General features: G+C 58.1%; 25 protein-coding genes. 9 read left to right on the top strand and 16 right to left on the bottom strand.

Translation table 11 applies throughout. The annotated features are described in order from the left end of the window. The first annotated feature begins 101 nt into the window (after positions 1-101). Entirely contained in the window at positions 102-1,493 is a 1,392-nt protein-coding gene (locus ACMYSP_RS03340) for an APC family permease (RefSeq protein ID WP_434585566.1), read from the top strand. Between the two features lie 98 nt (positions 1,494-1,591). Here ACMYSP_RS03340 and ACMYSP_RS03335 read toward each other — a convergent pair whose 3' ends face one another. Continuing rightward, positions 1,592-1,714 carry a small membrane protein gene (locus tag ACMYSP_RS03335; RefSeq protein ID WP_434585565.1) on the bottom strand — a complete coding sequence of 41 codons (123 nt, stop codon included), beginning with the start codon at positions 1,712-1,714 and terminating at the stop codon, positions 1,592-1,594. 246 nt (positions 1,715-1,960) lie between these two features. On the opposite strand from ACMYSP_RS03335, the gene ACMYSP_RS03330 reads away from it, so the two are divergent. Continuing rightward, on the top strand, positions 1,961-2,185 hold the full coding sequence (locus ACMYSP_RS03330; protein WP_434585563.1) for a hypothetical protein: 225 nt from the start codon (positions 1,961-1,963) through the stop codon (positions 2,183-2,185). Between the two features lie 20 nt (positions 2,186-2,205). Here ACMYSP_RS03330 and ACMYSP_RS03325 read toward each other — a convergent pair whose 3' ends face one another. Beyond that, the gene (locus ACMYSP_RS03325; protein WP_434585561.1) at positions 2,206-2,955 is read right to left on the bottom strand and encodes an SDR family oxidoreductase; all 750 of its coding nucleotides are present in this window, start codon (positions 2,953-2,955) and stop codon (positions 2,206-2,208) included. Between the two features lie 102 nt (positions 2,956-3,057). Here ACMYSP_RS03325 and ACMYSP_RS03320 point away from each other — a divergent pair, with 102 nt between their 5' ends. Further along, positions 3,058-3,417, top strand: coding sequence for a winged helix-turn-helix transcriptional regulator (locus tag ACMYSP_RS03320; RefSeq protein ID WP_434585559.1), 360 nt, complete (start codon positions 3,058-3,060; stop codon positions 3,415-3,417). Here the strand turns inward: ACMYSP_RS03320 and ACMYSP_RS03315 are convergent. Continuing rightward, positions 3,414-4,202, bottom strand: coding sequence for an SDR family NAD(P)-dependent oxidoreductase (locus ACMYSP_RS03315; protein WP_434585557.1), 789 nt, complete (start codon positions 4,200-4,202; stop codon positions 3,414-3,416). The two genes, ACMYSP_RS03320 and ACMYSP_RS03315, sit on opposite strands and share 4 nt — an antisense overlap. Positions 4,203-4,332: 130 nt before the next feature. After that, positions 4,333-4,782 (bottom strand): winged helix-turn-helix transcriptional regulator, encoded by a 450-nt coding sequence (locus ACMYSP_RS03310; protein WP_434585555.1) that lies wholly within the window; start codon positions 4,780-4,782, stop codon positions 4,333-4,335. 167 nt (positions 4,783-4,949) lie between these two features. Here ACMYSP_RS03310 and agp point away from each other — a divergent pair, with 167 nt between their 5' ends. After that, complete coding sequence (gene agp / locus ACMYSP_RS03305) at positions 4,950-6,197, top strand: bifunctional glucose-1-phosphatase/inositol phosphatase (protein WP_434585553.1); 1,248 nt, start codon at positions 4,950-4,952, stop codon at positions 6,195-6,197. A gap of 82 nt (positions 6,198-6,279) precedes the next feature. On the opposite strand, the gene ACMYSP_RS03300 is transcribed toward agp, so the two are convergent. Both ACMYSP_RS03300 and wrbA read right to left on the bottom strand, forming a co-directional pair. Beyond that, positions 6,280-6,507, bottom strand: coding sequence for a YccJ family protein (locus tag ACMYSP_RS03300; protein WP_434585551.1), 228 nt, complete (start codon positions 6,505-6,507; stop codon positions 6,280-6,282). A gap of 20 nt (positions 6,508-6,527) precedes the next feature. Continuing rightward, complete coding sequence (gene wrbA / locus ACMYSP_RS03295) at positions 6,528-7,124, bottom strand: NAD(P)H:quinone oxidoreductase (RefSeq protein WP_123753767.1); 597 nt, start codon at positions 7,122-7,124, stop codon at positions 6,528-6,530. Between the two features lie 380 nt (positions 7,125-7,504). On the opposite strand from wrbA, the gene ACMYSP_RS03290 reads away from it, so the two are divergent. Continuing rightward, complete coding sequence (locus ACMYSP_RS03290; protein ID WP_004860412.1) at positions 7,505-7,678, top strand: general stress protein; 174 nt, start codon at positions 7,505-7,507, stop codon at positions 7,676-7,678. 149 nt (positions 7,679-7,827) lie between these two features. On the opposite strand, the gene rutG is transcribed toward ACMYSP_RS03290, so the two are convergent. The 7 genes from rutG to rutA are packed head-to-tail and all read right to left on the bottom strand — an operon-like array spanning position 7,828 to position 13,248. Further along, positions 7,828-9,147, bottom strand: a complete 1,320-nt coding sequence (rutG, locus tag ACMYSP_RS03285; protein WP_434585549.1) for a pyrimidine utilization transport protein G — start codon at positions 9,145-9,147, stop codon at positions 7,828-7,830. Positions 9,148-9,168: 21 nt separating this feature from the next. Further along, positions 9,169-9,663 (bottom strand): NADH-dependent FMN reductase RutF, encoded by a 495-nt coding sequence (gene rutF, locus ACMYSP_RS03280; RefSeq protein ID WP_123753769.1) that lies wholly within the window; start codon positions 9,661-9,663, stop codon positions 9,169-9,171. Between the two features lie 9 nt (positions 9,664-9,672). Further along, entirely contained in the window at positions 9,673-10,263 is a 591-nt protein-coding gene (locus tag ACMYSP_RS03275) for a malonic semialdehyde reductase (protein ID WP_434585547.1), read from the bottom strand. Between the two features lie 13 nt (positions 10,264-10,276). After that, positions 10,277-11,062: a pyrimidine utilization protein D gene (gene rutD, locus ACMYSP_RS03270; protein ID WP_434585545.1), complete on the bottom strand. Its 786-nt coding sequence runs from the start codon at positions 11,060-11,062 to the stop codon at positions 10,277-10,279. Beyond that, entirely contained in the window at positions 11,059-11,454 is a 396-nt protein-coding gene (gene rutC, locus ACMYSP_RS03265) for a pyrimidine utilization protein C (protein WP_434585543.1), read from the bottom strand. Before rutC ends, rutD begins: the two co-directional genes overlap by 4 nt. Next, positions 11,447-12,157, bottom strand: a complete 711-nt coding sequence (rutB, locus tag ACMYSP_RS03260) for a pyrimidine utilization protein B (RefSeq protein WP_434585541.1) — start codon at positions 12,155-12,157, stop codon at positions 11,447-11,449. The genes rutC and rutB overlap by 8 nt, the downstream gene beginning before the upstream one ends. Continuing rightward, complete coding sequence (rutA, locus tag ACMYSP_RS03255) at positions 12,157-13,248, bottom strand: pyrimidine utilization protein A (RefSeq protein WP_434587005.1); 1,092 nt, start codon at positions 13,246-13,248, stop codon at positions 12,157-12,159. Before rutA ends, rutB begins: the two co-directional genes overlap by 1 nt. Before the next feature lie 284 nt (positions 13,249-13,532). Here rutA and rutR point away from each other — a divergent pair, with 284 nt between their 5' ends. Further along, entirely contained in the window at positions 13,533-14,171 is a 639-nt protein-coding gene (gene rutR, locus ACMYSP_RS03250) for an HTH-type transcriptional regulator RutR (protein ID WP_434585539.1), read from the top strand. On the opposite strand, the gene ACMYSP_RS03245 is transcribed toward rutR, so the two are convergent. Further along, positions 14,168-14,563, bottom strand: coding sequence for a lysozyme inhibitor LprI family protein (locus ACMYSP_RS03245; protein ID WP_434585537.1), 396 nt, complete (start codon positions 14,561-14,563; stop codon positions 14,168-14,170). The genes rutR and ACMYSP_RS03245 overlap by 4 nt on opposite strands. Positions 14,564-14,708: 145 nt before the next feature. Then, positions 14,709-18,671: a trifunctional transcriptional regulator/proline dehydrogenase/L-glutamate gamma-semialdehyde dehydrogenase gene (putA, locus tag ACMYSP_RS03240; RefSeq protein WP_434585535.1), complete on the bottom strand. Its 3,963-nt coding sequence runs from the start codon at positions 18,669-18,671 to the stop codon at positions 14,709-14,711. Between the two features lie 423 nt (positions 18,672-19,094). Here putA and putP point away from each other — a divergent pair, with 423 nt between their 5' ends. Together putP and ACMYSP_RS03230 are read left to right on the top strand one after the other, a co-directional pair. Beyond that, a complete protein-coding gene (gene putP / locus ACMYSP_RS03235) occupies positions 19,095-20,603 on the top strand; it encodes a sodium/proline symporter PutP (protein ID WP_434585533.1) in 1,509 nt (502 codons plus the stop codon). A gap of 107 nt (positions 20,604-20,710) precedes the next feature. Then, positions 20,711-21,145: a DUF3574 domain-containing protein gene (locus ACMYSP_RS03230; RefSeq protein ID WP_434585531.1), complete on the top strand. Its 435-nt coding sequence runs from the start codon at positions 20,711-20,713 to the stop codon at positions 21,143-21,145. 63 nt (positions 21,146-21,208) lie between these two features. On the opposite strand, the gene ACMYSP_RS03225 is transcribed toward ACMYSP_RS03230, so the two are convergent. Continuing rightward, positions 21,209-22,393 (bottom strand): NupC/NupG family nucleoside CNT transporter, encoded by a 1,185-nt coding sequence (locus ACMYSP_RS03225; RefSeq protein ID WP_434585529.1) that lies wholly within the window; start codon positions 22,391-22,393, stop codon positions 21,209-21,211. A 273-nt stretch (positions 22,394-22,666) separates the two neighbouring features. Between ACMYSP_RS03225 and efeU the strand changes: the two genes are divergently transcribed. Continuing rightward, positions 22,667-23,506: an iron uptake transporter permease EfeU gene (efeU, locus tag ACMYSP_RS03220; RefSeq protein ID WP_434585527.1), complete on the top strand. Its 840-nt coding sequence runs from the start codon at positions 22,667-22,669 to the stop codon at positions 23,504-23,506. Positions 23,507-23,538 lie beyond the last annotated feature (32 nt).

The following is a 23,538-nucleotide window of genomic DNA, read 5'->3' as shown; positions in this document are numbered from 1 at the left end:
GTCTGTCCGAAGCGATTTTTTATGCCTTACCCCCCTGTTAAGCAGGTTTGTCACCCGATCGTTGTGCGCACAAACCTACGTTTGCATGGGGGGGGATGCTCATGGTTGCTAACACTTCACTCGATGTGTCTTCTGCCGCCGGCAAACCCGGACTGCGCAAGTCGCTCAAGCTGTGGCAAGTGGTGGTGATGGGGCTTGCCTATCTCACGCCAATGTCGGTATTTGATACCTTCGGGATTGTGTCCGGTATCAGCAACGGCCACGTTCCCGCCTCCTATATTCTGGCGCTGGCCGGGGTGCTGTTTACGGCTATCAGCTACGGCAAGCTGGTGCGGCAGTTCCCGGAAGCCGGGTCGGCGTACACCTACGCGCAAAAGTCGATCAGCCCCCACGTCGGCTTTATGGTGGGTTGGTCATCGCTGCTCGACTACCTGTTCTTACCGATGATTAACGTCTTACTGGCGAAGATTTATCTGTCGGCGCTGTTCCCGGAAGTGCCGCCGTGGATCTGGGTGGTGGGGTTCGTGGCGATTCTGACGGCGGCAAACCTTAAAAGCGTTAATCTGGTCGCAAACTTTAATACGCTGTTTGTACTGGTACAGATTGCGATCATGGTGGTCTTTATTTTCCTGGTGGTGCAGGGACTGCATAAAGGGGAAGGGGTCGGTACCGTCTGGTCGCTGCAGCCGTTTATCAGCCAGAACGCCCATCTGATCCCGATCATTACCGGGGCGACGATCGTCTGCTTCTCGTTCCTTGGTTTTGACGCGGTGACGACGCTGTCAGAAGAGACCCCTGACGCCGCGCGGACGATCCCGAAAGCGATTTTTCTGACGGCGGTGTACGGCGGCATTATCTTTATCGTTGCCTCGTTCTTTATGCAGCTCTTCTTCCCTGATATCAGTCGTTTTAAGGACCCGGATGCGGCGCTGCCGGAAATTGCGCTGTATGTTGGCGGGAAGCTGTTCCAGTCGATTTTCCTGTGCACCACCTTTGTGAACACCCTGGCGTCAGGCCTGGCATCGCATGCCAGCGTGTCGCGTCTGCTGTATGTTATGGGGCGGGATAACGTCTTCCCGGAACGTATTTTCGGCTATGTGCATCCGAAGTGGCGGACGCCGGCACTGAACGTCCTGATGGTCGGGGTGGTGGCGCTGTCGGCACTGTTCTTCGATCTGGTGACCGCGACGGCGCTGATCAACTTTGGCGCGCTGGTGGCCTTTACCTTCGTTAACCTGTCGGTGTTCAACCACTTCTGGCGGCGCAAGGGCTATAACAAAACGTGGAAGGATCGCCTGCACTATCTGATTCTGCCGCTGATTGGCGCCGCGACGGTGGCGGTACTGTGGATCAACCTCGAAGCGACATCGTTGACGCTGGGGCTGGTATGGGGAGCGGTCGGGCTGCTGTATTTGACCTATTTGACCCGTCGCTTCCGTCAGCCGCCGCCGCAGTTTGATGCTGCGAAAGCGGAGCGGGCATGGGAGTCCTAGTCGTTCCGGCCGATCGGAAATCACTGCCGGCATAGCGCCTGAGGCTGGTCACCTGAGTGACCAGCCTGTTTCTGTACATGGCGATCGGCAGAGAGGGGTTACTTTTTCTTTTTATGGAAAGGGAGTTGGCTGGCGCGACGTTCTTTGACGTATGACACCAGACTATAAACCGCAACCCCCAGCAAAATGACCGCGACAACAATGAGAATAATACCGGACATAAGCGATCCTGGGCTTGAGTGGAAAACCATGAACTCTATAAATTTGCCGCCACGATAGCATCAGGATGTGTCTGAAATGTGACGTTTAACAGTGATAAATTCGCCGAAAATCAGGATGATATGGTTTTTGTGACCGATGTAAATGCCTGTTTTCTCGCTGAGAAACAATCCGTTAACTGATTTTACAGACGTAAGACCTTCAGACTGTTACCCTGTACCGGAGTGAGAATTATCTGAGAACAATGCATGTGTAAGAAACCTATCGTCGGCCTGCTTGGGCTGACCTTGATCCTGACCTCCTTTACCACTGTGGCAGAGTCAGAGAGCCAGCAAACCCGCGAACGGGTTATGGACCAGGTATTAAAACCCTGTGAAGGCAAAAAAGCCGGCGACAAAGTGGTGATGATCGATCGCCGCGGCGGACAGCATGAAGCCATTTGCACCCTGGCGGCGGTCCCGCTACCGGAGTAACGCCCGCCGCCACCGTGATATCAGAGATTTTTCGTCCCGCCATCCACCAGTAGCTCGCTGCCAACAACGTAGCTGGACTCATCCGATGCCAGGTACAGCGCGGCTTTGGCCAGCTCCTGCGGTGTGCCCATGCGTCGGACTGGTACCAGGTTCTTGATCTCTTCCTGCAGGGCGCTCATGGCCTGCGCGCTGAGGCCCAGCTTATCCAGTGCCGGGGTGCGAACCGGACCGGGGCTCAGGCCATTCACGCGGATGCCGCGCGACAGCAGCTCCGCCGACAGGGTACGCGCCAGCGACAGCAGCCCGGCTTTGCTGGCGGCGTAAGCGCTGCTGGTCGGCAAGCCGATATGGGCGCTGACCGATCCGCAAAGAATCACCGACGCGGGGTTGGCGAGCAGCGGCAGCAGCGCCTGCAGCAAGAAGAACGGCCCTTTGAGGTTAATGTTCATCAGCCGATCCCACTCCTCCTCATGCCACTCACCAAAGGCACCGTGGGTCACGTCACCGGCGTTGATAAAGACGGCATCCAGCCGCGGCCAGCGTGCGCTCAGGGTCTCTGCCAGCTGGCGCTGCCCGCCGGCGTCACCGGCATCTGCCGCAATAACCCATGCGTTTTCCCCCAGCAGCGCCTGCGCCTGTTCGCGCGCTGCAGGCTGGCGGCCAGTGACCGCCACCTGCGCCCCTTCGGCAATAAATTCCTGCGCGGTGGCGAGGCCAATGCCGCTGGTGCCCCCGGTAATCAGCGTATATTTTCCTGCTAAACGTCCCATGATCTTGCTCCTGACTGCGTCTCTGGAAAAGGGACTATAAAAGCTTTAGTATTCAAAGGATACCAGGTACCAATTGGATACTAACGAGGCAAAAGGTGTGCTATGGCGAAGACCGCGGAGAGCGTCGGTGAAAATAATTTGGGGCACTCATCTTGCCCGATGACCGACTTTGTTAATTTGATTGCCGGGAAATGGGCGATCCCGATCCTCTACCGGCTGATCGTCCTCAATGCGCCGGTGCGCTTCGGCGAACTGCTGCGGGCGGCGGCGCCCATTACGCAAAAAGAGCTGACCCGTCAGCTGCGCTTGTTCGAGCAGCGCGGGCTGGTGTCGCGCTGCGTCTATGCCGAAATCCCCCCTCGGGTGGAATACCAGATAACCGGGCTGGGGCTGTCGATGCGCAGCGCGTTACAGCCGCTGGCGGAGTGGATGAGCCAGCACGGTCATCTGCTCAAGCGTTAAATGAGGCGGTAGCGGGGCGCCGGCTGGCCGGTGCGCGCGCTGTCAAACAGCGCCACTCTTGTCCGGTCAAAATCTTCCCATAGCTTCAGGTCGTGCACCGGCGGCAGGGTGATATTTTCACCCTGGTCCAGCCCGCTAAGCGCTGCATCGACGAGGTCTTCCGTGGTCATCACCGAGCCGGCTGGCAGAGCATCAAGGGCGACGCCTGAGGTCGGCCACAAGTCGGTGGCGGTGGCCGCCGGGAGAACGGCCTGAATGCGCAGGCCGCTATCGGCAAATTCTTCCTGAAGCGCGCGGGTAAAACTGAGCACCCACGCTTTACTGGCGCTGTACACCGCACTACCCGGCAGCGCGTGGAGCGCGAGAATCGAGGCGATATTGATAAGCGTACCCTGGCCGCGAGGCTGGAAGGCAGCCAGTGCCGCATAGCTCAGGCGCAGCAGGGCGGTAGTATTGAGGGTATGGACCATCTGATGATCGGCGACATCGCTGGCCAGCAACCCGCCCATTTTGGCTGTCCCAGCGTTGTTAATCACCAGCGCGATCGTCGGATCTGCCTGCAGGCGTGCTTCAACGGCACGGATACCGCTTTCTTCACTCAGGTCTGCCGTCAGTACATCGGCCTGAATACCGTACTGGCTTTGCAACTGCCCGGCGAGCGCCTGCAAACGCGCTTCACGGCGTGCGACCAGGATCAGGTGGTAGCCCCGGGCGGCGAGGCGCTCGGCGTAAACGGCGCCGATGCCGGAGGAGGCGCCGGTAATTAAAGCGGTGTGAGTTGTCATGATGTACCTCTGTTATGTTGGTTGCATTATTAAACCAAATTAAGCATGAGATAACTGGTTTAATAATGCAACCACATGGCGCGGTATTTTTTTGTTATGCCACCCGGGTTTGGGTGGCTATTGCTTTAAATCAGTTGGTTATAGGGAGTTTAGCGCGAATGTCATCGGGCTGGAGCGTCCGGCCATCGGCGGCCTGCAGTACCAGCTTACGCAGCGGCTGGTGCGTCAGGTTATCCACCAACACGGTTGCGGGCTCGTCGGGCGTCAACAGGTATTCATCGGCCCACTGCGCGAGCGCCACCAGCACGGTTTGCAGCCCACGCCCCTTTTCGGTAAGCACGTACTCCTGCCACGCGCTGCCGTCGGAGGCGGGCTGCAGCATCAGGATGTCTTCTTCCACCAGCATTTTCAGCCGTCCGGCGAGCATGTTTTTAGCAATGCCAAGGTGCTTTTGAAACTCGCTGAAGCGCCGGGTTCCGCCCAACGCTTCGCGAACGATGAGCAGCGACCACCAGTCGCCAATGACATCCAGTGAGCGGGCGATAGGGCAACTGCTGTTTTCCAGACGGGTACGTTTCACGAGAGCTCCTCCAGCTTTAGTGCCTGGCACATAATTGTTTTATTATAAAACTATTTCAGCGGGTTGATAAAAGTTTCTCCCGGTGCCTCAGTTTGCGAGCGACGAAGCGGAAAAATGTCATAAATTTGCCACAATAAAAAGCGATGAAAATGACTGAGGATAAAGGGATGAGAAAGAGTCTACTCGCAGGTATCGTGGCCCAGGCGCTGGTGTTATCCGCGGCGGCCCAGGCGCAAGAGGCGGTGGCACCGCAGGGTTACCAGCTCCAGCAGGTGTTGATCATGAGCCGCCACAACCTGCGCGCGCCGCTGGCCAACAATGGCAGCGTACTGGAACAGTCAACGCCGAAATCATGGCCGGAGTGGGATGTCCCCGGCGGTCAACTGACCACCAAAGGCGGGGTGCTCGAGGTGTACATGGGGCACTATATGCGCGAATGGCTGGCGCAGCAGGGGTTGGTGACCAGCGGTGAGTGCCCGCCGGATAACGCGGTTTACGCTTACGCCAACAGTCTGCAACGCACCGTCGCCACCGCCCAGTTCTTTATCACCGGCGCCTTTCCCGGCTGCGGCGTGACGGTCCATCACCAGCCGCAAATGGGTACCATGGACCCGACCTTTAACCCGGTGATCACCGAAGATTCTGCCGCATTCAGCGAAAAAGCGGTGCAGGCGATGACCAAAGAGCGCCAGGGCATGCAGCTCACCGACAGCTACAAGCTGCTCGAGGAAATGACGGACTACCAAAACTCGCCCTCCTGCAAAGAGAAGCAGGTGTGTGAGTTAAGCGCAGCGAAAGATACGTTCAGCGCGAAATACCAGCAGGAGCCGGGCGTTTCCGGGCCGCTGAAGGTGGGGAACTCGCTGGTCGATGCCTTCACGTTGCAGTATTACGAAGGTTTCCCGCTGGATCAGGTGGCATGGGGAGAGATCAAAACCGATAAACAGTGGCAGGTGCTGTCGAAGCTGAAAAACGGCTATCAGGACAGTCTGTTCACCTCGCCAGAGGTGGCGCGCAACGTGGCTAAACCGTTGGTGAAATATATCGATAAGGCGCTGGTCAGCGATGAGCAGCAGGCGGCCAAAGTGACGCTGCTGGTGGGGCACGATTCCAATATCGCTTCCCTGCTGACCGCGCTGGATTTCAAGCCTTATCAACTGCATAACCAGTATGAGCGTACCCCTATCGGTGGCAAAATAGTCTTCCAGCGCTGGCACGATAGCGGCAGCAACCGCGAGCTGATGAAGATTGAGTACGTCTATCAAAGCACCTCACAGCTGCGAAATGCTGAACCGTTAACCCTGCAATCACCACCGCAGCGGGTGACGCTGGCGCTTAACGGTTGCCCGGTAGATGCCGACGGTTTCTGCCCGATGGCGACGTTTAAGCAGGTGATGAACGAGGCAGCAAAATAGGGGATAAAAAAAACCGGACGGCCTGGTGGCCGGTCCGGTTGTCAGTACTGGCGTGCCGGTAGCGATACCGGCGCGTTTTGCGTCAGACGTTTTTACGTTCGATGGTCTGTTCGCCCCAGAACAGGGCGTCTTTGTCCGTTTTGGCAAAGGCCAAAGCGAGCACCTCGTCGCTGCCTTCTTCCCAGATTTTTTCTGCTAGCTTTTCATCGTATTTGGCTAATTCGAAAATCGCCTCGGCGATCTCGGGAGAGGTATTACGTAAACTTGCCCATTCGCCCACATGGTGGGTCTTCGCTTCTTGAGTTGGCATGCACATCCTCCTGCTGAAGGTTAGCCGTGTAATTTAACTGCCAGTCCTGCGACGTGTTCACCTTGATAGCGGGCAATCGCCAGCTCTTCCTGACTCGGCTGACGTGAACCGTCGCCGCCGGCGATGGTGGTCGCGCCATACGGCGTACCGCCGCGAACCGCCGACACATCAAAGAGTTCCTGCGCACCGTAGCCGATTGGCACAATCACCATCCCGTGATGGGCCAGGGTTGTCCAGGTGGAGGTAATGGTTTGTTCTTGCCCACCACCGGTACCGGTGGAGCAAAAGACGCTGGCCAGTTTGCCGTACAGTGCACCCGATGCCCACAGGCCACCGGTCTGATCGAGGAAGGTGCGCATCTGTCCGGACATATTGCCGAAGCGTGTTGGGGTACCAAAGATGATGGCGTCGTACTCTGCCAGTTCCTGCGGCGTGGCGACGGGCGCATTCTGCGTTTTCCCGCCTGCTTTGGCAAACGCCTCTGCTTGCATAGTTTCCGGCACGCGCTTCACGACCACGTCAACGCCATCTACTTTGTTCGCCCCTTCGGCGACGGCATGAGCCATGGTTTCGATGTGTCCATACATTGAATAATAAAGCACCAGAATTTTAGCCATTTGCATCACTCCTCGGTTGCGTTTGAGACCAGCCAATCGACTGGCTACCTTTAAAGATAAGGCGTCTGGCTAAGAGTGCAAATCTAACAATCATTTATTTGATTTATAACAAAATTGCAAAAAGTGCTGCTGTCGCAAAAAGAAACATCTTTGCCGGACGGCTTTTCGTGAGCCATAAGAGACGCTTAGCGTGACGCGGCCGAGGGAGGGGCCGTTTTACCCCGGCAGGTATTGCAAAATATTTCCATTTGCCAGGTGAATGCGTTTCATTCACTACGCTTAACAATACGCAACACCAAAATGGCCATGCCCTATGCTGCGCTGCAGGGCCAGGTGCTGCCGGTAATGCAAGATGATGTCTAACCAAGTGGAGGTCAGTGATGGCAAACCATCGTGGCGGTTCCGGTAACTTTGCCGAGGATCGTGAAAGAGCATCAGAAGCAGGTCGCAAAGGTGGCCAGCATAGCGGGGGGAACTTTAAAAACGATCCTCAACGCGCGTCGGAAGCTGGCAAAAAAGGAGGGAAAAACAGTCACGGAAACCGTCATAGCTGACGAGCAGGCTGATTGTTTGTGATGTGGCGTTAATCTCCTGGGCACCCGCTACATCCTCCCCGCCGCCGGTCTCTACCGGCGGTTTTTTTATGCCTTTATACGGGGCGAACGGCACGATGACTGCCGTCGCCCCAGAGCACGGAGGGGGATCACACGGTGACGTTGGACTGCGCCGTCTCCGGTGCGCGGCGGTTAAGCAGCGCGTGGAGCAAAATGGCGCCAAAGGTGGCCGTCCCGATACCGCCGAGGGTAAAGCCGCCGAGGGAGAGGGCAAAATCGCCGGCGCCGAGCACCAGCGTGACCGCCACCATAATCAGGTTGCTGTTCTGACTCAAATCCACCCGGTGCTGGATCCAGATACGCGCGCCGGCCACTGCAATCAGTCCGAACACGACGATTGATGCGCCACCGATCACCGGTCCGGGAATGGTGTGGATCAGGGCACCAAACTTCGGCGAGAAGCCAAGCAGTATCGCAATCACCGCCGCCGCCACGAACACCAGCGTAGAGTAGACTTTGGTGACCGCCATCACCCCAATGTTTTCCGCGTAGGTGGTCACCCCGCTGCCGCCAACGGCACCGGAGAGCATCGTGGCCAGCCCGTCACCGACGAACGCCCGGCCCATATACGGGTCCATATTGCGCCCGGTCATACCGGCGACTGCCTTCAGGTGACCGAGGTTTTCCGCCACCAGAATGACCGCGACCGGGGCGATCAGCATCATGGCCGGGCCGCTAAAGGTCGGGGCCGTGAAGTGCGGCATGCCGAACCATGCGGCCTGTTCCAGCAGGCTAAAATCGAGCGGTTTACCCAGCCCGAACACGTTCGCCAGCAGTGCGTACAGCGCGCAGGCGACGATCAGGCCGACAAGGATCAACAGCCGCTGCACCATCCCGCGGGTAAACACCGCCACCAGCCCAATACACAGCACGGTCAGCACCGCCATCCAGCCATCGAAGGCCGTTGCCGAGACGCTGCGCACGGCGATGGGCGCGAGGTTCAGGCCAATCGCCATCACCACCGCGCCGGTCACCACCGGCGGCATCAGCCGTTCAATCCAGCGGGTGCCGACTTTCATCACCACCAGTCCAATCAGGGTATACACCAGGCCGCAGGCGATGATCCCGCCGAGCGCGACGCTCAGATTCGGGTTCAGCCCCTGGCCGTTAAAGCCGGTTACGGCGATCACCACTCCGATGAAGGCGGCGCTGGATCCAAGATAGCTGGGCACCCGGCCACCGGTGACCACGAAAAACAGCAGGGTCCCGACCCCGGAGAGCAAAATCGCGAGGTTCGGATCCAGCCCCATCAGGATCGGCATCAGTACGGTGGCGCCAAACATCGCCACCGCGTGCTGGACGCCCATTACCATCGTCTGCCCGAAGGAAAGCCGTTCATCGGGGGCCACAACGCCGGACGCGGCGGAGGGGGAGGTCAACTGCCAGCGAGGAAAATCGAAAAGTGCCATGATGATATCCCGGGTTTGAGGTTAACAGGCTGGACGCATGAGCGTGTGGTAGCCGCGGTCGAACCACATCAGCCCGCGCGGCTCTGGGTGTCTGACAATATCGGCGACTTCACAGAATAAAATATCGTGGGTGCCGACGCTGACTATCTGGCTGATACGGCAGTCGAAGCTGACCAACGCATCGACCAGGCGTGGACAGCCGGTAAGACCGGTTTGCCATGCGGCGGCGGCAAAGCGCTCCGCCATCGGGGTTTTACCGCCAAAGACGTTTGATAACGACTCCTGTCCCGCCGCCAGCGTATTGACGCACAGCGCCTGATGCTGATTAAAGGTCGGCCACACCGAGGCCGAGCGGTTCAGGCAGACCAGCAGCGTCGGCGGCGTATCGGTGACGCTACAGACCGCGCTGGCGGTAAACCCGGCGCGTCCCGCCGGACCGTCGGTGGTGATAATGTTGACCGCCGCGCCGACCTGCGCCATGGCGTCACGAAAATGCTGTTTATCCGCTACGGACATAGGGGCTCCTTATGCCAGCTGGCAGGCATCATCAAACGCAAGACGCGGCAGACGGCCATACAGCTTGCCGGCATCGCCATAGCCGATATTGATCAGCAGGTTGCTCTGCCAGCCGCTGTCAGCGAAGAACGCCGCATCGACCTTCTGGCGATCGAACCCTGACATCGGGCCGGTATCCAGCCCGAGAGCGCGACAGGCGAAAATCAGATACGCCGCCTGCAGCGAACTGTTGCGAAAGGCGGTCTCCTCGGCCAGCTGCGGGCTGGAGGTGAACCAGCTGCGGGCGTCACCGTGGGGAAACAGTTCCGGCAGGCGATCGTAGAAGGCGCTGTCCCAGGCGAGGATCGCCGTCACCGGGGCGGTCATGGTTTTTTCGAGGTTACCGCTGGAAAGCGTCGGGCGCAGCAGCGCTTTGCCTTCCGGGGTACGGACAAACAGGATCCGCGCCGGGGAGCAGTTGGCGGAGGTCGGCCCCATTTTCATCAGATCGTAAATCTCGTGCAGCAACGCATCAGAAACCGGCTGATCCAGCCAGCCGTTATGGGTTCTGGCGTGAGTGAACAGGGTGTCTCGCGCGTTCTGGCTAATGCTTTCGCTCATAGATTTTCCTTAATTACGGGGCCAGCATCCTGGCCAGTCCGTCGCATAAAATAGGGTTGAAGGTCCCGGCATCGGTCACGTTACAGGCGTGTCCTCCCCATGCCATCTCCACCTGCTGGCTGTTCGGTATCGCCGCCGCCAGGGTGCGGGAGCAGGAGGCGGGAACCAGCAAATCGTCATTGGCGCTGACGATCAGCGCCGGGCAGGCCAGCTGAGCTGCCCGCCGCGAAAAATCGGCCTCTTTCAGCGCATGCAGGCGCTTCAACAGGTTGTCTTTACCCTGAAAATGGCTGAGGGCCAGCGCATCTTCCGCCTCCAGCCTTGGCATGCGTGCAGCCATCCATTCCGCCGGGTAGAGGAACAACGGCTGTGCTTCGACCCACGCCTGGGCGCCGCCAGCGTGCAGCAGGCGTTCGCGCACCTGAAAACAGCGGCGGGTATGTGGCGAGAGGCTCAGCCAGGCGTTAACCAGCACCAGCGCGCTGACCGCCTGCGGAAAGTCCAGCGCCAGCTGGAGCCCAATCAGGCCGCCCAGGGCGTGACCGACGAAGGCAAAGCGAGTGATACCCGCCACCTGCAGCGCCTGCTTAAGCTCCAGCGCCATCGTGGCCATGCTGTAGCCGGCGGGCAGCGGGCCGGCATTTTCGCCGGTGCCGTTCTGGTCATAACTTACCAGTTGATACCGCTCCGCCAGCGCCGCACGCTGCGGGAGCCAGTAGCTGCCCGCGCCGCCTAAACCCGCGCTTAACACCACCACCGGTGCGCCATCGAAAGGGGCTGGGGAGATATTCAGTTTCATAAGCCCGGTTTCCCGATGTGGGCGACGGTGGCGATTTCGACCAGCGCCTCAGGCTTAACCAGCCCGCACTGGATACAAAAACGCGCCGGTTTATCGCCGGGGAAAAATTCGGCATAGACTTCGTTAATCGCGGCGTAGTTTTTCCAGTCGGTGATAAAGATGCTGTTGAACGTCACATCCTCCATACTGCCACCCGCCGTTTCGATCACCGTTTTGATGGTGTCGAGGACGTGGCGGGTTTGCGCCTTTGGGTCGCCGGGATAGACCACGTTATTTTGTTTATCAAACGGCAGCGTGCCGGAGACATAGACCACCCCGTCGGCCAGGGTACCGGGGACAAAAGGGGCAATCGGCGTGGTGGTGCCGGGCGGTATAATGACCTGTTTAGGCATAACGTTTCTCCTCCGGGAATGAGAGCGGGGCGGCGGGCTCCAGCGCGTCGCAGAAGCTGGCGACATCGCTGACCCAACCAAAAAAGGTTTCGATATTGAACAATGCGGCCTGCTGGGCGAAGGCCGGACCAGCCTGATGGGTGGCGTCTTCCAGCACGATGCCGAAATATTCAAGGAAGAAGCCGTCGCGCAGGGTCGACTCCACGCAGACGTTAGTGGCAATCCCGGTAAACACCAGATGGCGAATGCCGCGGCTGCGCAGGATGCTGTCGAGCGGGGTGTTGAAAAAGCCGCTGTAGCGCGGTTTCGGCAGCACCACATCGCCGGGCTGCGGTTGCAGTTGATCGACCAGCTGGTAGTCCCAGCCGCCTTTCGCCAGCAGTTTGCCCTGTAGCTCCGGGCGGCTGCGCATGGTCTTCAGGGCGTTCGATTTATGGTAGTTCGGCGAACCGGGACCGCCGGCTTCAACGTACTGCTCGTCCCAGCCGTTCTGGAACCAGATAATCAGCATGCCGGCGCCGCGCGCCGCGGCAACGGCGGTATTAATATTGTCGATCACCGGCCGGGTGGCGGAGACGTCAAACCCGGCGAGGTCGAGGTAGCCGCCCTGGCTGGCATAGGCGTTTTGCATATCGACGACGATCAGCGCGCTGTTCTGCGCCGGGAAGGTCAGGGATTCCGGACGGGCGGGAAGGGTAATCATCAGGCAACCTCACGGGTAACGGTGGAAACAGCGTCGCGGCAACGCATCAGCGGCTGGATACGCTCGCCAAAGGCTTCTATGCCGAGCAGGAAATCGTCAAAGGTGAGCAGCACGCCGTCGGTGCCCGGCACTGTCGCCACCTCGTCGAGCATACGCGCGACATTGGCGTAGGAGCCGACCAGCGTGCCCATGTTGATATTGACCGCCGAGGTTGGGTCCGCCATCTGGCGCACGTTGGTATCGCTGCCGGAACGGGTGTCTTTCTGGCTCTGTTCGGTGAGCCAGGCCAGCGCGTCATCATCGGCGCCGGCTTTGTAGTGCTCCCATTTGGCCCGCGCCGCCTCGTCGGTTTCGTCGGCGATAATCATAAACAGGACGTACGAGCCAACGTCGCGACCGGTTTTTTCTGCCGCCTGCATCATGCGTGCCGCGGTAGGGGCAAAGGCGGTGGGCGTGTTCACCCCTTTGCCGAAGCAGAAGTTGTAGTCGGCGTATTGCGCGGAGAAGGCCATGCCCGCGTCGCTTTGTCCGGCGCAGATCACCTTCATTGGCTGTGACGGTTGCGGGCTGACGCGGCAGTCGTTCATGGTGAAATAGTCACCTTTAAAGTCGCTGCGCCCGGTTCCCCACAGGTCGCGCAGTACCTGGACATATTCGGTGAGATACTCATAGCGGCGGGAGAAGTATTCGTCGCCGGGCCAGATGCCCATCTGATCGTATTCCGGTTTTTGCCAGCCGGTCACCAGATTGACCCCGAAGCGTCCGCCGGAGATGGAGTCGATGGTGGAGGCCATGCGCGCCACAATCGCCGGGGGCAGGGTGAGTGTGGCGGCGGTAGCATAGATCTGGATCCGCGACGTCACCGCCGCCAGCCCGGCCATTAAGGTGAAGGATTCAAGGTTGTGATCCCAGAATTCGGTTTTGCCGCCGAAGCCGCGCAGTTTGATCATCGACAGTGCGAAATCAAAGTGGTAGTGCTCGGCTTTCTGCACGATCGCCTTATTCAGCTCAAAGGTCGGCATGTACTGCGGAGCGTGAGTGGAGATCAGCCAGCCGTTATTACCAATCGGAACGAAGACACCAATTTTCATACGTACCTCTCTGCAGTCGGGGAAGAAGAAGGCGCGTGGTGCTGCATCCTGCATCTCCCTGGTCACCTCGCCTGAAAGATAAAGCAAACTCGATGCCAGTTTTTCAAAAACTAATGTTATTAATGTGTTGCGCTTTGGTTGCTGAATGTGTTGATTGAAAAAGTGGACTGAATGGTCAAAAAGAGTGCACGAAAAAACGGCAGTCATGCGCAATTGGGGTGCATAACGTCGTGTCGGCGTTGGGCTTTTGCTATGCTGAGGGCGTTGATTACAGGAGATGACGTATGGCGCAGGGCGCTGTGAAAAAAACCGGCAAGCGTGTACAGGCGGTAAACGCCAAAAAAGAGGCGATTCTGGCCGCGGCACTGGACGCGTTTTCACAATTTGGTATTCATGGGACGCGGCTTGAACAGGTGGCCGATCTGGCTGGGGTATCAAAGACCAATCTGCTCTATTACTACCCGTCGAAAGAGGCGCTGTACATCGCGGTGCTGCAACAGATCCTGACCATCTGGCTGGCGCCGCTGCGGGCGTTTCGCGAGGATATCAGCCCGTTGGTGGCAATCCGCGAGTATATTCGCCTGAAGCTGGAAGTCTCCCGTGATTATCCGCAGGCCTCGCGGCTGTTCTGTCTGGAGATGCTGCAGGGGGCGCCGCTGCTGATGGGCGAGCTGACCGGCGATCTGAAAAGTCTGGTGGATGAAAAATCGGCGATCGTCTCTGGCTGGGTAGAGAGCGGTAAACTGGCGCCGGTGGACCCGCAGCACCTGATCTTTATGATCTGGGCCACCACGCAGCATTACGCCGATTTTGCCACTCAGATTGAGGCTGTAACCGGCGCAACGTTACGCGACGAGACCTTTTTCCAGCAAACCGTGGATAACGTTCAACGGATGATCATTGAAGGGATCCGGGTTCGTTAATTGGCCGGAGGCAGCGGGCAGCTCTGATCGCCATCTTCGCACTGCAGGAGCGAGGCGAGGAACGATTCGCGCTCGACGGTTTTATCCGCCATGCATTGATTGAGCAACATCGGCTGGGCGCTGCCGCCTTCTGCCCCGGAGACGAGGAACGCGCAGTCGTCGTTGCGCAGCGCAATCCAGGCCAGCTGCGCCTTTTTCAACATTTCCTGCTGTTTGCCTGAGGCCCGCTTCAGCGCTTCCTGATAGGTTTGATTGAGTTTTTGATCGTCTGCCTGATACTGCGCCGCCGTACACTGGTTCATTTCCGCTTGCGTGCTGGCGCTGGCGCATTCGTCTGCCAGCGCCTGCCCGCTTGCCAGCAGGGCGACAAGGGCAATTACAGTACGTTTCATTGGTTTTCTCCCATAAAAAAGCTCCCGTCGGGGAGCTTTAATTAAGCACAGCTTTGGCCTGCTGTCATCCGCTGCCGTGGGTTTCCCCGGTGGCCTGCGCTGACCGGGCGGCAGGTACGTGCGGCCTGTCGCCCGAGATGCGGGCTTAGCCAATCGTCATCAGGCTGGCGTTGCCGCCTGCCGCTGCGGTATTGACGCTCAGCGAGCGTTCAATATAGAGGCGTTCCAGCAGCAGATTGGTTTCACCGCGGGCGAAGCCCTGCACCGAAACGATCGCACCATCACGCGCCGCCACCTGTTCGCACAGCTCACGCAGCTGATCGGAATCGCCGTGGTAGATCACCGCGTCGAAGGCCTGGGTGGTCAGCGTCTCTGGTTTGGCAAAATGGAGACGATCGCTGACGTCACGCGGCAGCTTCTTCGCCAGCTCACGCTGCAAAGCGCTATCCGGCCACAGAATTTCACAGCCCACGGCGGTGACCGCCGCCAGCTGAATCAGCGCATCCTGCTCGTTATCCGCGATGCACAGCACGCGATCACGCGGGATAAAGGTCAGAGTATTGCGCTCGCCGGTTGGACCCGGCAGCAGACGCTGCGTCCCTGCCTGCGCCAGCTCGCTGTACTGCTGGCACAGGGCCTGCAGATCCGGACGACCGGCCGCCCATTGCTGCAGGGCCGTTAGCGGTTTTTCCAGCAGGGTTTTCAGCTGCGCATCCAGCGGACGTTCGGCATCCTGACGGGCAAGAGTGGTCCCCACCGCGTTTTGCGGACGGCTGGAGAGCAGACGATACAGATACAGCGGGCCGCCGGCTTTCGGACCGGTTCCCGACAGACCTTCGCCACCGAATGGCTGGACGCCAACCACTGCGCCGACCATATTGCGGTTGACGTACAGGTTGCCAACTTTTGCACTGCCGGTGACCTGGGCAATGGTCTCGTCGATACGGGTATGTACGCCAAGGGTCAGACCGTAGTTCGACGCGTTAATTTGCTCAACCAGCTTATCCAGTTCATTGCGGTTGTAGCGAACCACGTGCAGCACCGGGCCAAAGACCTCTTTTTTCAGCTCATCAAAGCTGTCCAGCTCGATCAGCGTCGGCGGAATAAAGGTCCCGCTTTGCCACTCCCGCGCATCGTCGCTGTTCTCACGCACCGCCTGGAAGACGGTACGCCCTTTGGCGCGCAGGGTCTGAATATGGCGTTCAATATTCTCTTTGGCTTCGGCGTCAATCACCGGACCAATGTCGGTGGTCAGACGACCCGGGTTGCCCATCCGGCACTCGCCCATCGCGCCGCGCAGCATGGTCAGGGTATGGTCGGCGATCTCTTCTTGCAGGCAGAGGATACGCAGGGCGGAGCAACGCTGCCCGGCGCTATCAAATGCCGAGGCCAGCACATCGACCACCACCTGTTCGGTCAAGGCGGAGGAGTCGACGATCATGGCGTTCATCCCGCCGGTTTCGGCGATCAGCGGCGTCGGGCGGCCCTGAGCATCGAGGCGGCTGGCGATATTGCGCTGCAGCAGGGTGGCGACTTCGGTGGAGCCGGTGAACATTACGCCACGCACGCGCTCATCGCTGGTCAGCGCGGCGCCGACGGTTTCCCCGCGGCCCGGCAGCAGCTGAATGACGCCCGGCGGTACGCCGGCTTCCAGCAGGATCGCCACGCCCTGAGCGGCAATCAGCGGCGTCTGTTCGGCTGGTTTTGCCAGCACGCTGTTACCTGCCGCCAGCGCGGCGGCTATCTGGCCGGTGAAAATAGCCAGTGGGAAGTTCCATGGACTGATACAGACCACCGGGCCCAGCGGACGGTGGGTTTCATTGTCAAAATCGTCACGAACCTGGCCGGCGTAGTAGTGCAGGAAGTCCACCGCCTCGCGGACTTCAGCGATGGCGTTACTGAAGGTTTTACCCGCTTCACGGACCAGAATGCCAATCAGCGTCTGGGTCTGACCTTCCATCAGGATCGCGGCACGTTCGAGGATCGCGGCGCGCTCCTGCGGCGGAGTTGCAAACCAGATCGGCGCGTTATTGACCGCGCTGCTGAGCGCCAGTTCGACCTCTTCCGGGCGGGTTTCACGCACGTGACCGACAATATCTTTCGGTTCGGCCGGGTTCACCACGGCCTGCAGTTCCCCTTCAATCACCGGATGCTCCAGCGCCGGCAGGGCCTGCCACTTGTGCAGCGCACTGTTCAGCAGCGAAGAGGAGAGGGAGGCCAGACGGTGTTCATTCGCCAGATCGAGACCGGCGGAGTTGATGCGGCCTTTGCCGTAGAGATCGCGCGGCAGCGGGATTTTCGGGTGCGGCAGGCCAGCCTGGCCCTCTTGCTGCGCCAGTTTCTCGACTGCGCTGACCGGGTCGGCAACCAGCTCATCGAGCGGCAGGGTGGTGTCAGCGATACGGTTGACGAAGGAGGTGTTCGCGCCGTTCTCTAACAGACGACGCACCAGGTACGCCAGCAGCGTTTCATGGGTACCGACCGGGGCATAAATACGGCACGGACGGTTCAGTTTGCCGTCGGCCACTTTGCCAACGACCTGCTCGTACAGCGGTTCACCCATGCCGTGCAGGCACTGGAACTCATACTGACCAGGATAGTAGTTTTGTCCCGCCAGCTGATAGATGGCCGCCAGGGTATGGGCGTTATGGGTGGCGAACTGCGGGTAGATCAGGCTCGGGACCGCCAGCAGCTTTTTGGCGCAGGCGAGGTAGGAGACGTCGGTATACACTTTGCGGGTATAGACCGGGTAGCCTTCTAAACCGTCCATCTGCGCACGTTTGATTTCGCTGTCCCAGTAGGCCCCTTTCACCAGACGGATCATCAGGCGACGGCGGCTGCGGGTGGCGAGGTCGATCAGCGAGTCAATGACAAACGGGCAGCGTTTCTGATAGGCCTGAATAACGAAGCCGATGCCGTTCCAGCCGGCCAGTTCCGGTTCAAAACACAGTTTTTCCAGCAGATCGAGCGAGATCTCCAGACGATCGGCCTCTTCGGCATCGATGTTGATCCCGATGTCGTACTGGCGGGCCAGCAGGGTCAGTGATTTCAAACGCGGGTAGAGTTCGTCCATGACCCGGTCATACTGCGCGCGACTGTAGCGCGGATGCAGGGCGGAAAGCTTGATGGAAATCCCCGGGCCTTCATAAATGCCCCGGCCATTGGACGCTTTGCCAATGGCGTGGATCGCCTGCTGGTAGGAGACCATGTAGGCCTGCGCATCGGCGGCGGTAAGCGCCGCTTCACCCAGCATGTCGTAGGAGTAACGGAACCCTTTCTCTTCCAGCTTGCGGGCGTTGGCCAGCGCTTCGGCAATGGTTTCCCCGGTGACGAACTGCTCGCCCATCAGGCGCATCGCCATATCGACGCCTTTGCGAATCAGCGGTTCGCCGCTTTTACCGATAATCCGGTTCAGCGAGCGCGAGAGGCTGGTTTCATTGTGGGTCGAGACCAGCTTACCGGTGAACAGCAGGCCCCAGGTGGCCGCGTTGACGAACAGCGACGGGCTGCGGCCGATATGCGACTGCCAGTTGCCGTTGCTGATTTTGTCGCGGATCAGGGCATCACGGGTGGCTTTATCCGGAATACGCAGCAGCGCTTCCGCCAGACACATCAGCGCCACCCCTTCCTGTGAAGAGAGGGAGAACTCCTGCAGCAGGCTTTGCACCATGCCCGCGCGGCCGCTGGCCGTTTTCTGATTGCGCAGTTTTTCCGCCAGCTGGTACGCCAGCTTATGCGCCTGCTCGCCCAGAGGCTGTGGCAGACGAGCCTGTTCTAGCAGCATCGGTACGGCGTCGGTTTCTGCCCAGCGATACGCGGCGGTGATCGAGGCGCGGGAGACGGACTGCGGCAGGATTTGTTCGGCAAATTCCAGGAACGGCTGATACGGCTCATCCGCCGGGCTGCCGGCTTCGTCGCTTTCGTTGGCGGCACCGGAGAGCAGCGCCGGTAACTCAGGCAGCGTCTCGTCGTTTTCCAGTTTTTCCAGGTAATTGAAGATGGCCTGCTTAATCAGCCAGTGCGGCGTGCGGTCAATACGGCTGGCGGCAAACTTAATGCGTTCGCGCGTCGCGTCGTCAAGCTTAACACCCATGGTGGTGGTGCCCATGCTTATCACTCCTGTAATGAATCATTGTTCTTTTTTCGGTTACGCGAAAATATCTACCATGTTGCAACTTTGTGCAACCTTGTTAATCGTGATTTGTGTCGCACGGTCAGAAAAGGGCTGGTTGTTAAATTTAATGGTGCATATTGGCAAAAATTAACATTTGTCAAATAGGGGATTTGTATGCGTGAGTTAACAGTTTCACCAGGTGCAACCAATAAAAATGTGAGAGAGTGCAACCTATGGCGAAATGCTGTTTGGTCACGATAAAAATTAGTGTAAATGCTGTGTTAAATCGTTTGTGAAATGCAGTTGCTTCCGTCAGGATACGGTCGCCCAATACAACCAATGTGCCATTACCCCGTTCCGGTAGTGGAATAAAATGACAAAGCAGGACGTTGTCGACAAAAAAACTGGAGATTTTACATGGCTATCAGCACCCCCATGTTGGTGACTTTTATTATTTATATTTGCGGCATGGTACTTATCGGTTTTATTGCCTGGCGTTCGACTAAGAACTTTGATGATTATATTCTCGGCGGCCGTAGCCTTGGTCCATTCGTGACCGCGCTGTCTGCTGGAGCCTCTGATATGAGCGGCTGGCTGCTGATGGGTCTGCCGGGGGCGATATTTCTCTCCGGTATTTCCGAAAGCTGGATCGCCATTGGCCTGACCCTCGGCGCATGGATTAACTGGAAACTGGTTGCCGGTCGCCTGCGTGTTCACACCGAAGTGAATAATAACGCGCTGACCTTACCGGATTATTTCACCGGCCGTTTTGAAGATAAAAGCCGGGTGCTGCGTATTATTTCCGCGCTGGTTATTTTGCTGTTCTTCACTATCTATTGTGCCTCCGGGATTGTGGCTGGCGCCCGTCTGTTTGAAAGCACTTTCGGTATGAGCTATGAAACGGCGCTGTGGGCCGGTGCGGCCGCCACCATTATTTATACCTTTGTCGGTGGCTTCCTCGCGGTGAGCTGGACCGACACCGTGCAGGCCAGCCTGATGATTTTCGCGCTGATCCTGACGCCGGTGATGGTGATTATTTCCGTTGGCGGCTTCGATACCTCGCTGGAAGTGATTAAGCAGAAGAGCATTGAAAACGTCGATATGCTCAAAGGGCTGAATTTTGTGGCGATTATCTCGCTGATGGGCTGGGGCCTGGGCTATTTCGGCCAGCCGCATATTCTGGCGCGCTTTATGGCGGCGGACTCCCACCACAGTATCGTCCATGCACGCCGTATCAGCATGACCTGGATGATCCTGTGTCTGGCAGGTGCGGTCGCGGTTGGTTTCTTCGGTATTGCCTGGTTCAACAACAACCCGGCGCTGGCGGGGGCGGTCAACCAGAACTCAGAGCGCGTGTTCATTGAACTGGCGCAGCTGCTGTTTAACCCGTGGATTGCCGGGATCCTGCTGTCAGCGATTCTGGCGGCGGTGATGTCGACCCTGAGCTGCCAGCTGCTGGTGTGCTCCAGTGCAATTACTGAAGATTTGTACAAAGCGTTCCTGCGTAAAAACGCCGGTCAGAAAGAGCTGGTATGGGTTGGACGGACCATGGTGCTGGTGGTAGCGCTGATCGCTATCGCATTGGCAGCGAACCCGAACAACCGCGTACTGGGTCTGGTCAGCTACGCGTGGGCAGGCTTCGGCGCGGCGTTTGGTCCGGTGGTGCTGTTCTCGGTGATGTGGTCACGTATGACGCGTAATGGCGCACTGGCCGGGATGGTGATCGGCGCGCTGACCGTGATTGTCTGGAAACAGTTCGGCTGGCTGGGACTGTATGAAATCATTCCTGGCTTTATCTTCGGTAGCCTCGGGATTGTCTTCTTCAGCCTGCTGGATAAAGCCCCTTCGGCGTCGATGCAGAAGCGTTTTGCTGAAGCGGACGCGCATTATCGCTCCGCGCCGCCGACAGATACCGTCGCAGAGTAAACCCCCGCTTTCCCTCAAGCCCGCGTCCAGCGGGCTTTTTTGATCCTCTTGCTAATTCGCTGAAAATACGCTGATATCGTGGCACAAAAAACAATGAGGATAGCAAAATGACGTTCAGACAGGGTGCGATGGTGCTGGTGATGGCAGGGCTGCTTGGCGGCTGTGTGGCTCCGGCGAAGAACAGTGCCCCGGTTCCGGCCAGCGCGGCATGCCCGGCGGACAATGCCATGGTACAGACCACGCTCTATTTCGGTTTAAGCCGTCCGGCGGGGAAAGATATTACCGCTCAGGAGTGGCAGCAGTTTGTCGACCGGGACGTGACGCTACGCTTTCGCGATGGCTTGACGGTGTTTGATGCTCGTGGCCAGTGGCTGGGTAATGATGGCAGCGTGGCCCGCGAGCAGAGCAAAGCGCTGATGCTGATCCACGGTAAAGACGGCAAGAGTGAAGAGGGGATTGAAGCGCTGCGTAACCTCTATAAATCACGCTTTGCTCAGGAGTCGGTAATGCGTGTCGACCAGCCGGTCTGCGTTCATTTCTGATGGTGTGAGGGATAATCCCGGCTGGCGCTGCGCTTCGCCGGGATTCGGTTTGAGTTCAGATGGTTACAGCACCAGTCCGGCAAAGCTGGCGGAAAGCAGGCTCACCAGGGTAGCGCCGTAAACCAGACGCAGGCCGAAGCGGGAAACGATATTCCCTTGCTTTTCGTTCAGCCCCTTAATGGCCCCGGCAATGATGCCAATTGAGGCGAAGTTGGCGAAAGAGACCAGGAATACCGAAAGGATCCCCAGCCCGCGCGGCGTCATGCTGGCGGCAATTTTTTGCAGTTCAAGCATGGCGACGAACTCATTAGCCACCAGCTTGGTGGCCATAATACTGCCGGCGTTCAGCGCATCGCTCAGAGGAATACCGATAAGCCAGGCCAGCGGATAAAAGACATAGCCGAGGATCTGCTGGAAGCTAAGGCCAAACAGCGTGGCAAACAGGGCATTAATGGCGCTGATGATGGCAATAAAGCCAATCAGCATGGCCAGAATAATCATCGCCACTTTGAAGCCGGCGAGAATATATTCGCCGAGCATTTCAAAGAAGCTTTGCGATTCGTGCAGCTTCTCGAGCTTAATTTCCTCTTCGCTGCCCGGACGCGTCGGGTTAATAATCGACAGCACAATAAAGGTGCTGAACATATTAAGGATCAGCGCCGCTACCACATATTTCGCATCGAGCATGCTCATATAAGCGCCGACGATGGAGAGCGACACTGTCGACATTGCGGTTGCGGACATGGTGAACAGTCGGCGCGAGGAGAGGTCGCCCAGCACCCCTTTATAGGCGATGAAATTCTCGGACTGCCCGAGGATCAGCGAGCTGACGGCGTTAAAGGATTCGAGTTTGCCCATGCCGTTGACTTTCGACAGCAGGGTGCCAATCACGCGGATGAAGATCGGCAGGATGCGCCAGTGCTGGAGGATGCCGATCAGCGCAGAAATAAAGATAATCGGGCACAGCACGCCGAGGAAAATAAAGGCCATCCCTTTTTCGCTCATGCCGCCAAATACAAAATTGGTGCCCTCGGCGGCAAAGCCGAGTAAAGAGGTAAAGAAGCTGGAAATATTTTTCACTATCCACAGGCCGCTTTCGGCGTGGAGGAAAAAGAATGCCATGGCAATTTCAATGATAATGAGCTGGATAATATAGCGAATGCGGATTTTTTGTCGGTCATAGCTGACCAGCCAGGCGAGGGCAAGGATAACCACCAGCGCCAGCAGGAAGTGCAAAAATTGTGTCATGTTATTCATTTCGCAGGTCAATAAGGCCGCTATTTAGCCACAGCCGGTCAGTTCGGTAAATATCTGAGGCGAAAAATCGCCAGCCCGACTGGCCTGGCCGACGCGCAGACAGATAATCCCGTAAGTAATTATTTTGCAGCGATTAATTTACAACTCGTCACCATTCTCTCTACATTTCACTTGTGTTTCTGATTATTGTAATGATAATCACTATCAGAAATATTTACCTATCTTTGCATCCACTGACTGCGATTCACATTGAAGGGTGTCGGCATGTTTGTTCCATTTCTCATAATGTTACGCGAAGGGCTGGAAGCGGCGCTGATTGTCAGCCTGATTGCCAGCTATCTCAAACGCACCCAGCGCGGCAACTGGATTGGTGTGATGTGGATCGGCGTTATCCTGGCCGCAGCACTGTGTCTGGGCCTTGGGATCTTCATCAACGAAACCACCGGTGAATTTCCGCAGCGCGAACAGGAGCTGTTCGAAGGCATCGTCGCGTTGGTGGCGGTATGCATCCTGACCTGGATGGTGTTCTGGATGCGCAAAGTGTCACGCAACGTGAAGCAGCAGCTGGAACAGGCGGTGGATAACGCGTTGCAGAAAGGCAACAACCACGGCTGGGCGCTGATCCTGATGGTCTTTTTCGCCGTGGCGCGGGAAGGGCTGGAGTCGGTGTTTTTCCTGCTGGCAGCCTTTCAGCAAGATGTTGGGATCTGGCCGCCGATCGGGGCGATGCTCGGACTGGCGACCGCTATTGTCCTCGGTTTCCTGCTGTACTGGGGCGGTATTCGCCTTAATCTTGGGGTGTTCTTTAAGTGGACCAGCCTGTTTATTCTGCTGGTGGCGGCGGGTCTGGCTGCCGGGGCGATTCGCGCGTTCCATGAAGCCGGTCTGTGGAACCATTTCCAGGACGTCGCATTCGATCTGAGCGGCGTGCTGTCGACGCACACCCTGTTCGGTACGCTGCTTGAAGGGATCTTCGGATACCAGGAAACGCCGACCGTCAGCGAAGTGGCGGTGTACTTTATCTATTTGATTCCGGCGTTGGTGCTGTTTGCCCTGCCGCCGCGTAGCAATACAGCAACCTCGCGCACGGCTCCTCTTAAATAGAGCTCCGCAGGATTTTGGGTTACATCTACTTA

Origin of the sequence: Klebsiella sp. R390, assembly GCF_051131745.1 — a bacterium.
GTDB lineage: Bacteria > Pseudomonadota > Gammaproteobacteria > Enterobacterales > Enterobacteriaceae > Klebsiella.
The sequence above is the reverse complement of the archived record's forward strand: the minus strand, read 5'-3'. Positions and strand labels throughout refer to the sequence as shown.

What these genes read in the sequence shown, in the direction of transcription:
- ACMYSP_RS03315 (WP_434585557.1), bottom strand. Translation starts at nt 4,202, where the DNA reads ATGACAACTCACACCGCTTTAATTACCGGCGCCTCCTCCGGCATCGGC.
- ACMYSP_RS03330 (WP_434585563.1), top strand. Translation starts at nt 1,961, where the DNA reads ATGTGTAAGAAACCTATCGTCGGCCTGCTTGGGCTGACCTTGATCCTG.
- rutG (WP_434585549.1), bottom strand. Translation starts at nt 9,147, where the DNA reads ATGGCACTTTTCGATTTTCCTCGCTGGCAGTTGACCTCCCCCTCCGCC.
- ACMYSP_RS03225 (WP_434585529.1), bottom strand. Translation starts at nt 22,393, where the DNA reads ATGACACAATTTTTGCACTTCCTGCTGGCGCTGGTGGTTATCCTTGCC.
- agp (WP_434585553.1), top strand. Translation starts at nt 4,950, where the DNA reads ATGAGAAAGAGTCTACTCGCAGGTATCGTGGCCCAGGCGCTGGTGTTA.
- putA (WP_434585535.1), bottom strand. Translation starts at nt 18,671, where the DNA reads ATGGGCACCACCACCATGGGTGTTAAGCTTGACGACGCGACGCGCGAA.
- ACMYSP_RS03300 (WP_434585551.1), bottom strand. Translation starts at nt 6,507, where the DNA reads ATGCCAACTCAAGAAGCGAAGACCCACCATGTGGGCGAATGGGCAAGT.
- rutF (WP_123753769.1), bottom strand. Translation starts at nt 9,663, where the DNA reads ATGTCCGTAGCGGATAAACAGCATTTTCGTGACGCCATGGCGCAGGTC.
- ACMYSP_RS03275 (WP_434585547.1), bottom strand. Translation starts at nt 10,263, where the DNA reads ATGAGCGAAAGCATTAGCCAGAACGCGCGAGACACCCTGTTCACTCAC.
- putP (WP_434585533.1), top strand. Translation starts at nt 19,095, where the DNA reads ATGGCTATCAGCACCCCCATGTTGGTGACTTTTATTATTTATATTTGC.
- ACMYSP_RS03325 (WP_434585561.1), bottom strand. Translation starts at nt 2,955, where the DNA reads ATGGGACGTTTAGCAGGAAAATATACGCTGATTACCGGGGGCACCAGC.
- rutD (WP_434585545.1), bottom strand. Translation starts at nt 11,062, where the DNA reads ATGAAACTGAATATCTCCCCAGCCCCTTTCGATGGCGCACCGGTGGTG.
- efeU (WP_434585527.1), top strand. Translation starts at nt 22,667, where the DNA reads ATGTTTGTTCCATTTCTCATAATGTTACGCGAAGGGCTGGAAGCGGCG.
- ACMYSP_RS03335 (WP_434585565.1), bottom strand. Translation starts at nt 1,714, where the DNA reads ATGTCCGGTATTATTCTCATTGTTGTCGCGGTCATTTTGCTGGGGGTT.
- ACMYSP_RS03290 (WP_004860412.1), top strand. Translation starts at nt 7,505, where the DNA reads ATGGCAAACCATCGTGGCGGTTCCGGTAACTTTGCCGAGGATCGTGAA.
- wrbA (WP_123753767.1), bottom strand. Translation starts at nt 7,124, where the DNA reads ATGGCTAAAATTCTGGTGCTTTATTATTCAATGTATGGACACATCGAA.
- ACMYSP_RS03320 (WP_434585559.1), top strand. Translation starts at nt 3,058, where the DNA reads ATGGCGAAGACCGCGGAGAGCGTCGGTGAAAATAATTTGGGGCACTCA.
- ACMYSP_RS03230 (WP_434585531.1), top strand. Translation starts at nt 20,711, where the DNA reads ATGACGTTCAGACAGGGTGCGATGGTGCTGGTGATGGCAGGGCTGCTT.
- ACMYSP_RS03245 (WP_434585537.1), bottom strand. Translation starts at nt 14,563, where the DNA reads ATGAAACGTACTGTAATTGCCCTTGTCGCCCTGCTGGCAAGCGGGCAG.
- ACMYSP_RS03340 (WP_434585566.1), top strand. Translation starts at nt 102, where the DNA reads ATGGTTGCTAACACTTCACTCGATGTGTCTTCTGCCGCCGGCAAACCC.
- rutC (WP_434585543.1), bottom strand. Translation starts at nt 11,454, where the DNA reads ATGCCTAAACAGGTCATTATACCGCCCGGCACCACCACGCCGATTGCC.
- rutB (WP_434585541.1), bottom strand. Translation starts at nt 12,157, where the DNA reads ATGATTACCCTTCCCGCCCGTCCGGAATCCCTGACCTTCCCGGCGCAG.
- rutR (WP_434585539.1), top strand. Translation starts at nt 13,533, where the DNA reads ATGGCGCAGGGCGCTGTGAAAAAAACCGGCAAGCGTGTACAGGCGGTA.
- rutA (WP_434587005.1), bottom strand. Translation starts at nt 13,248, where the DNA reads ATGAAAATTGGTGTCTTCGTTCCGATTGGTAATAACGGCTGGCTGATC.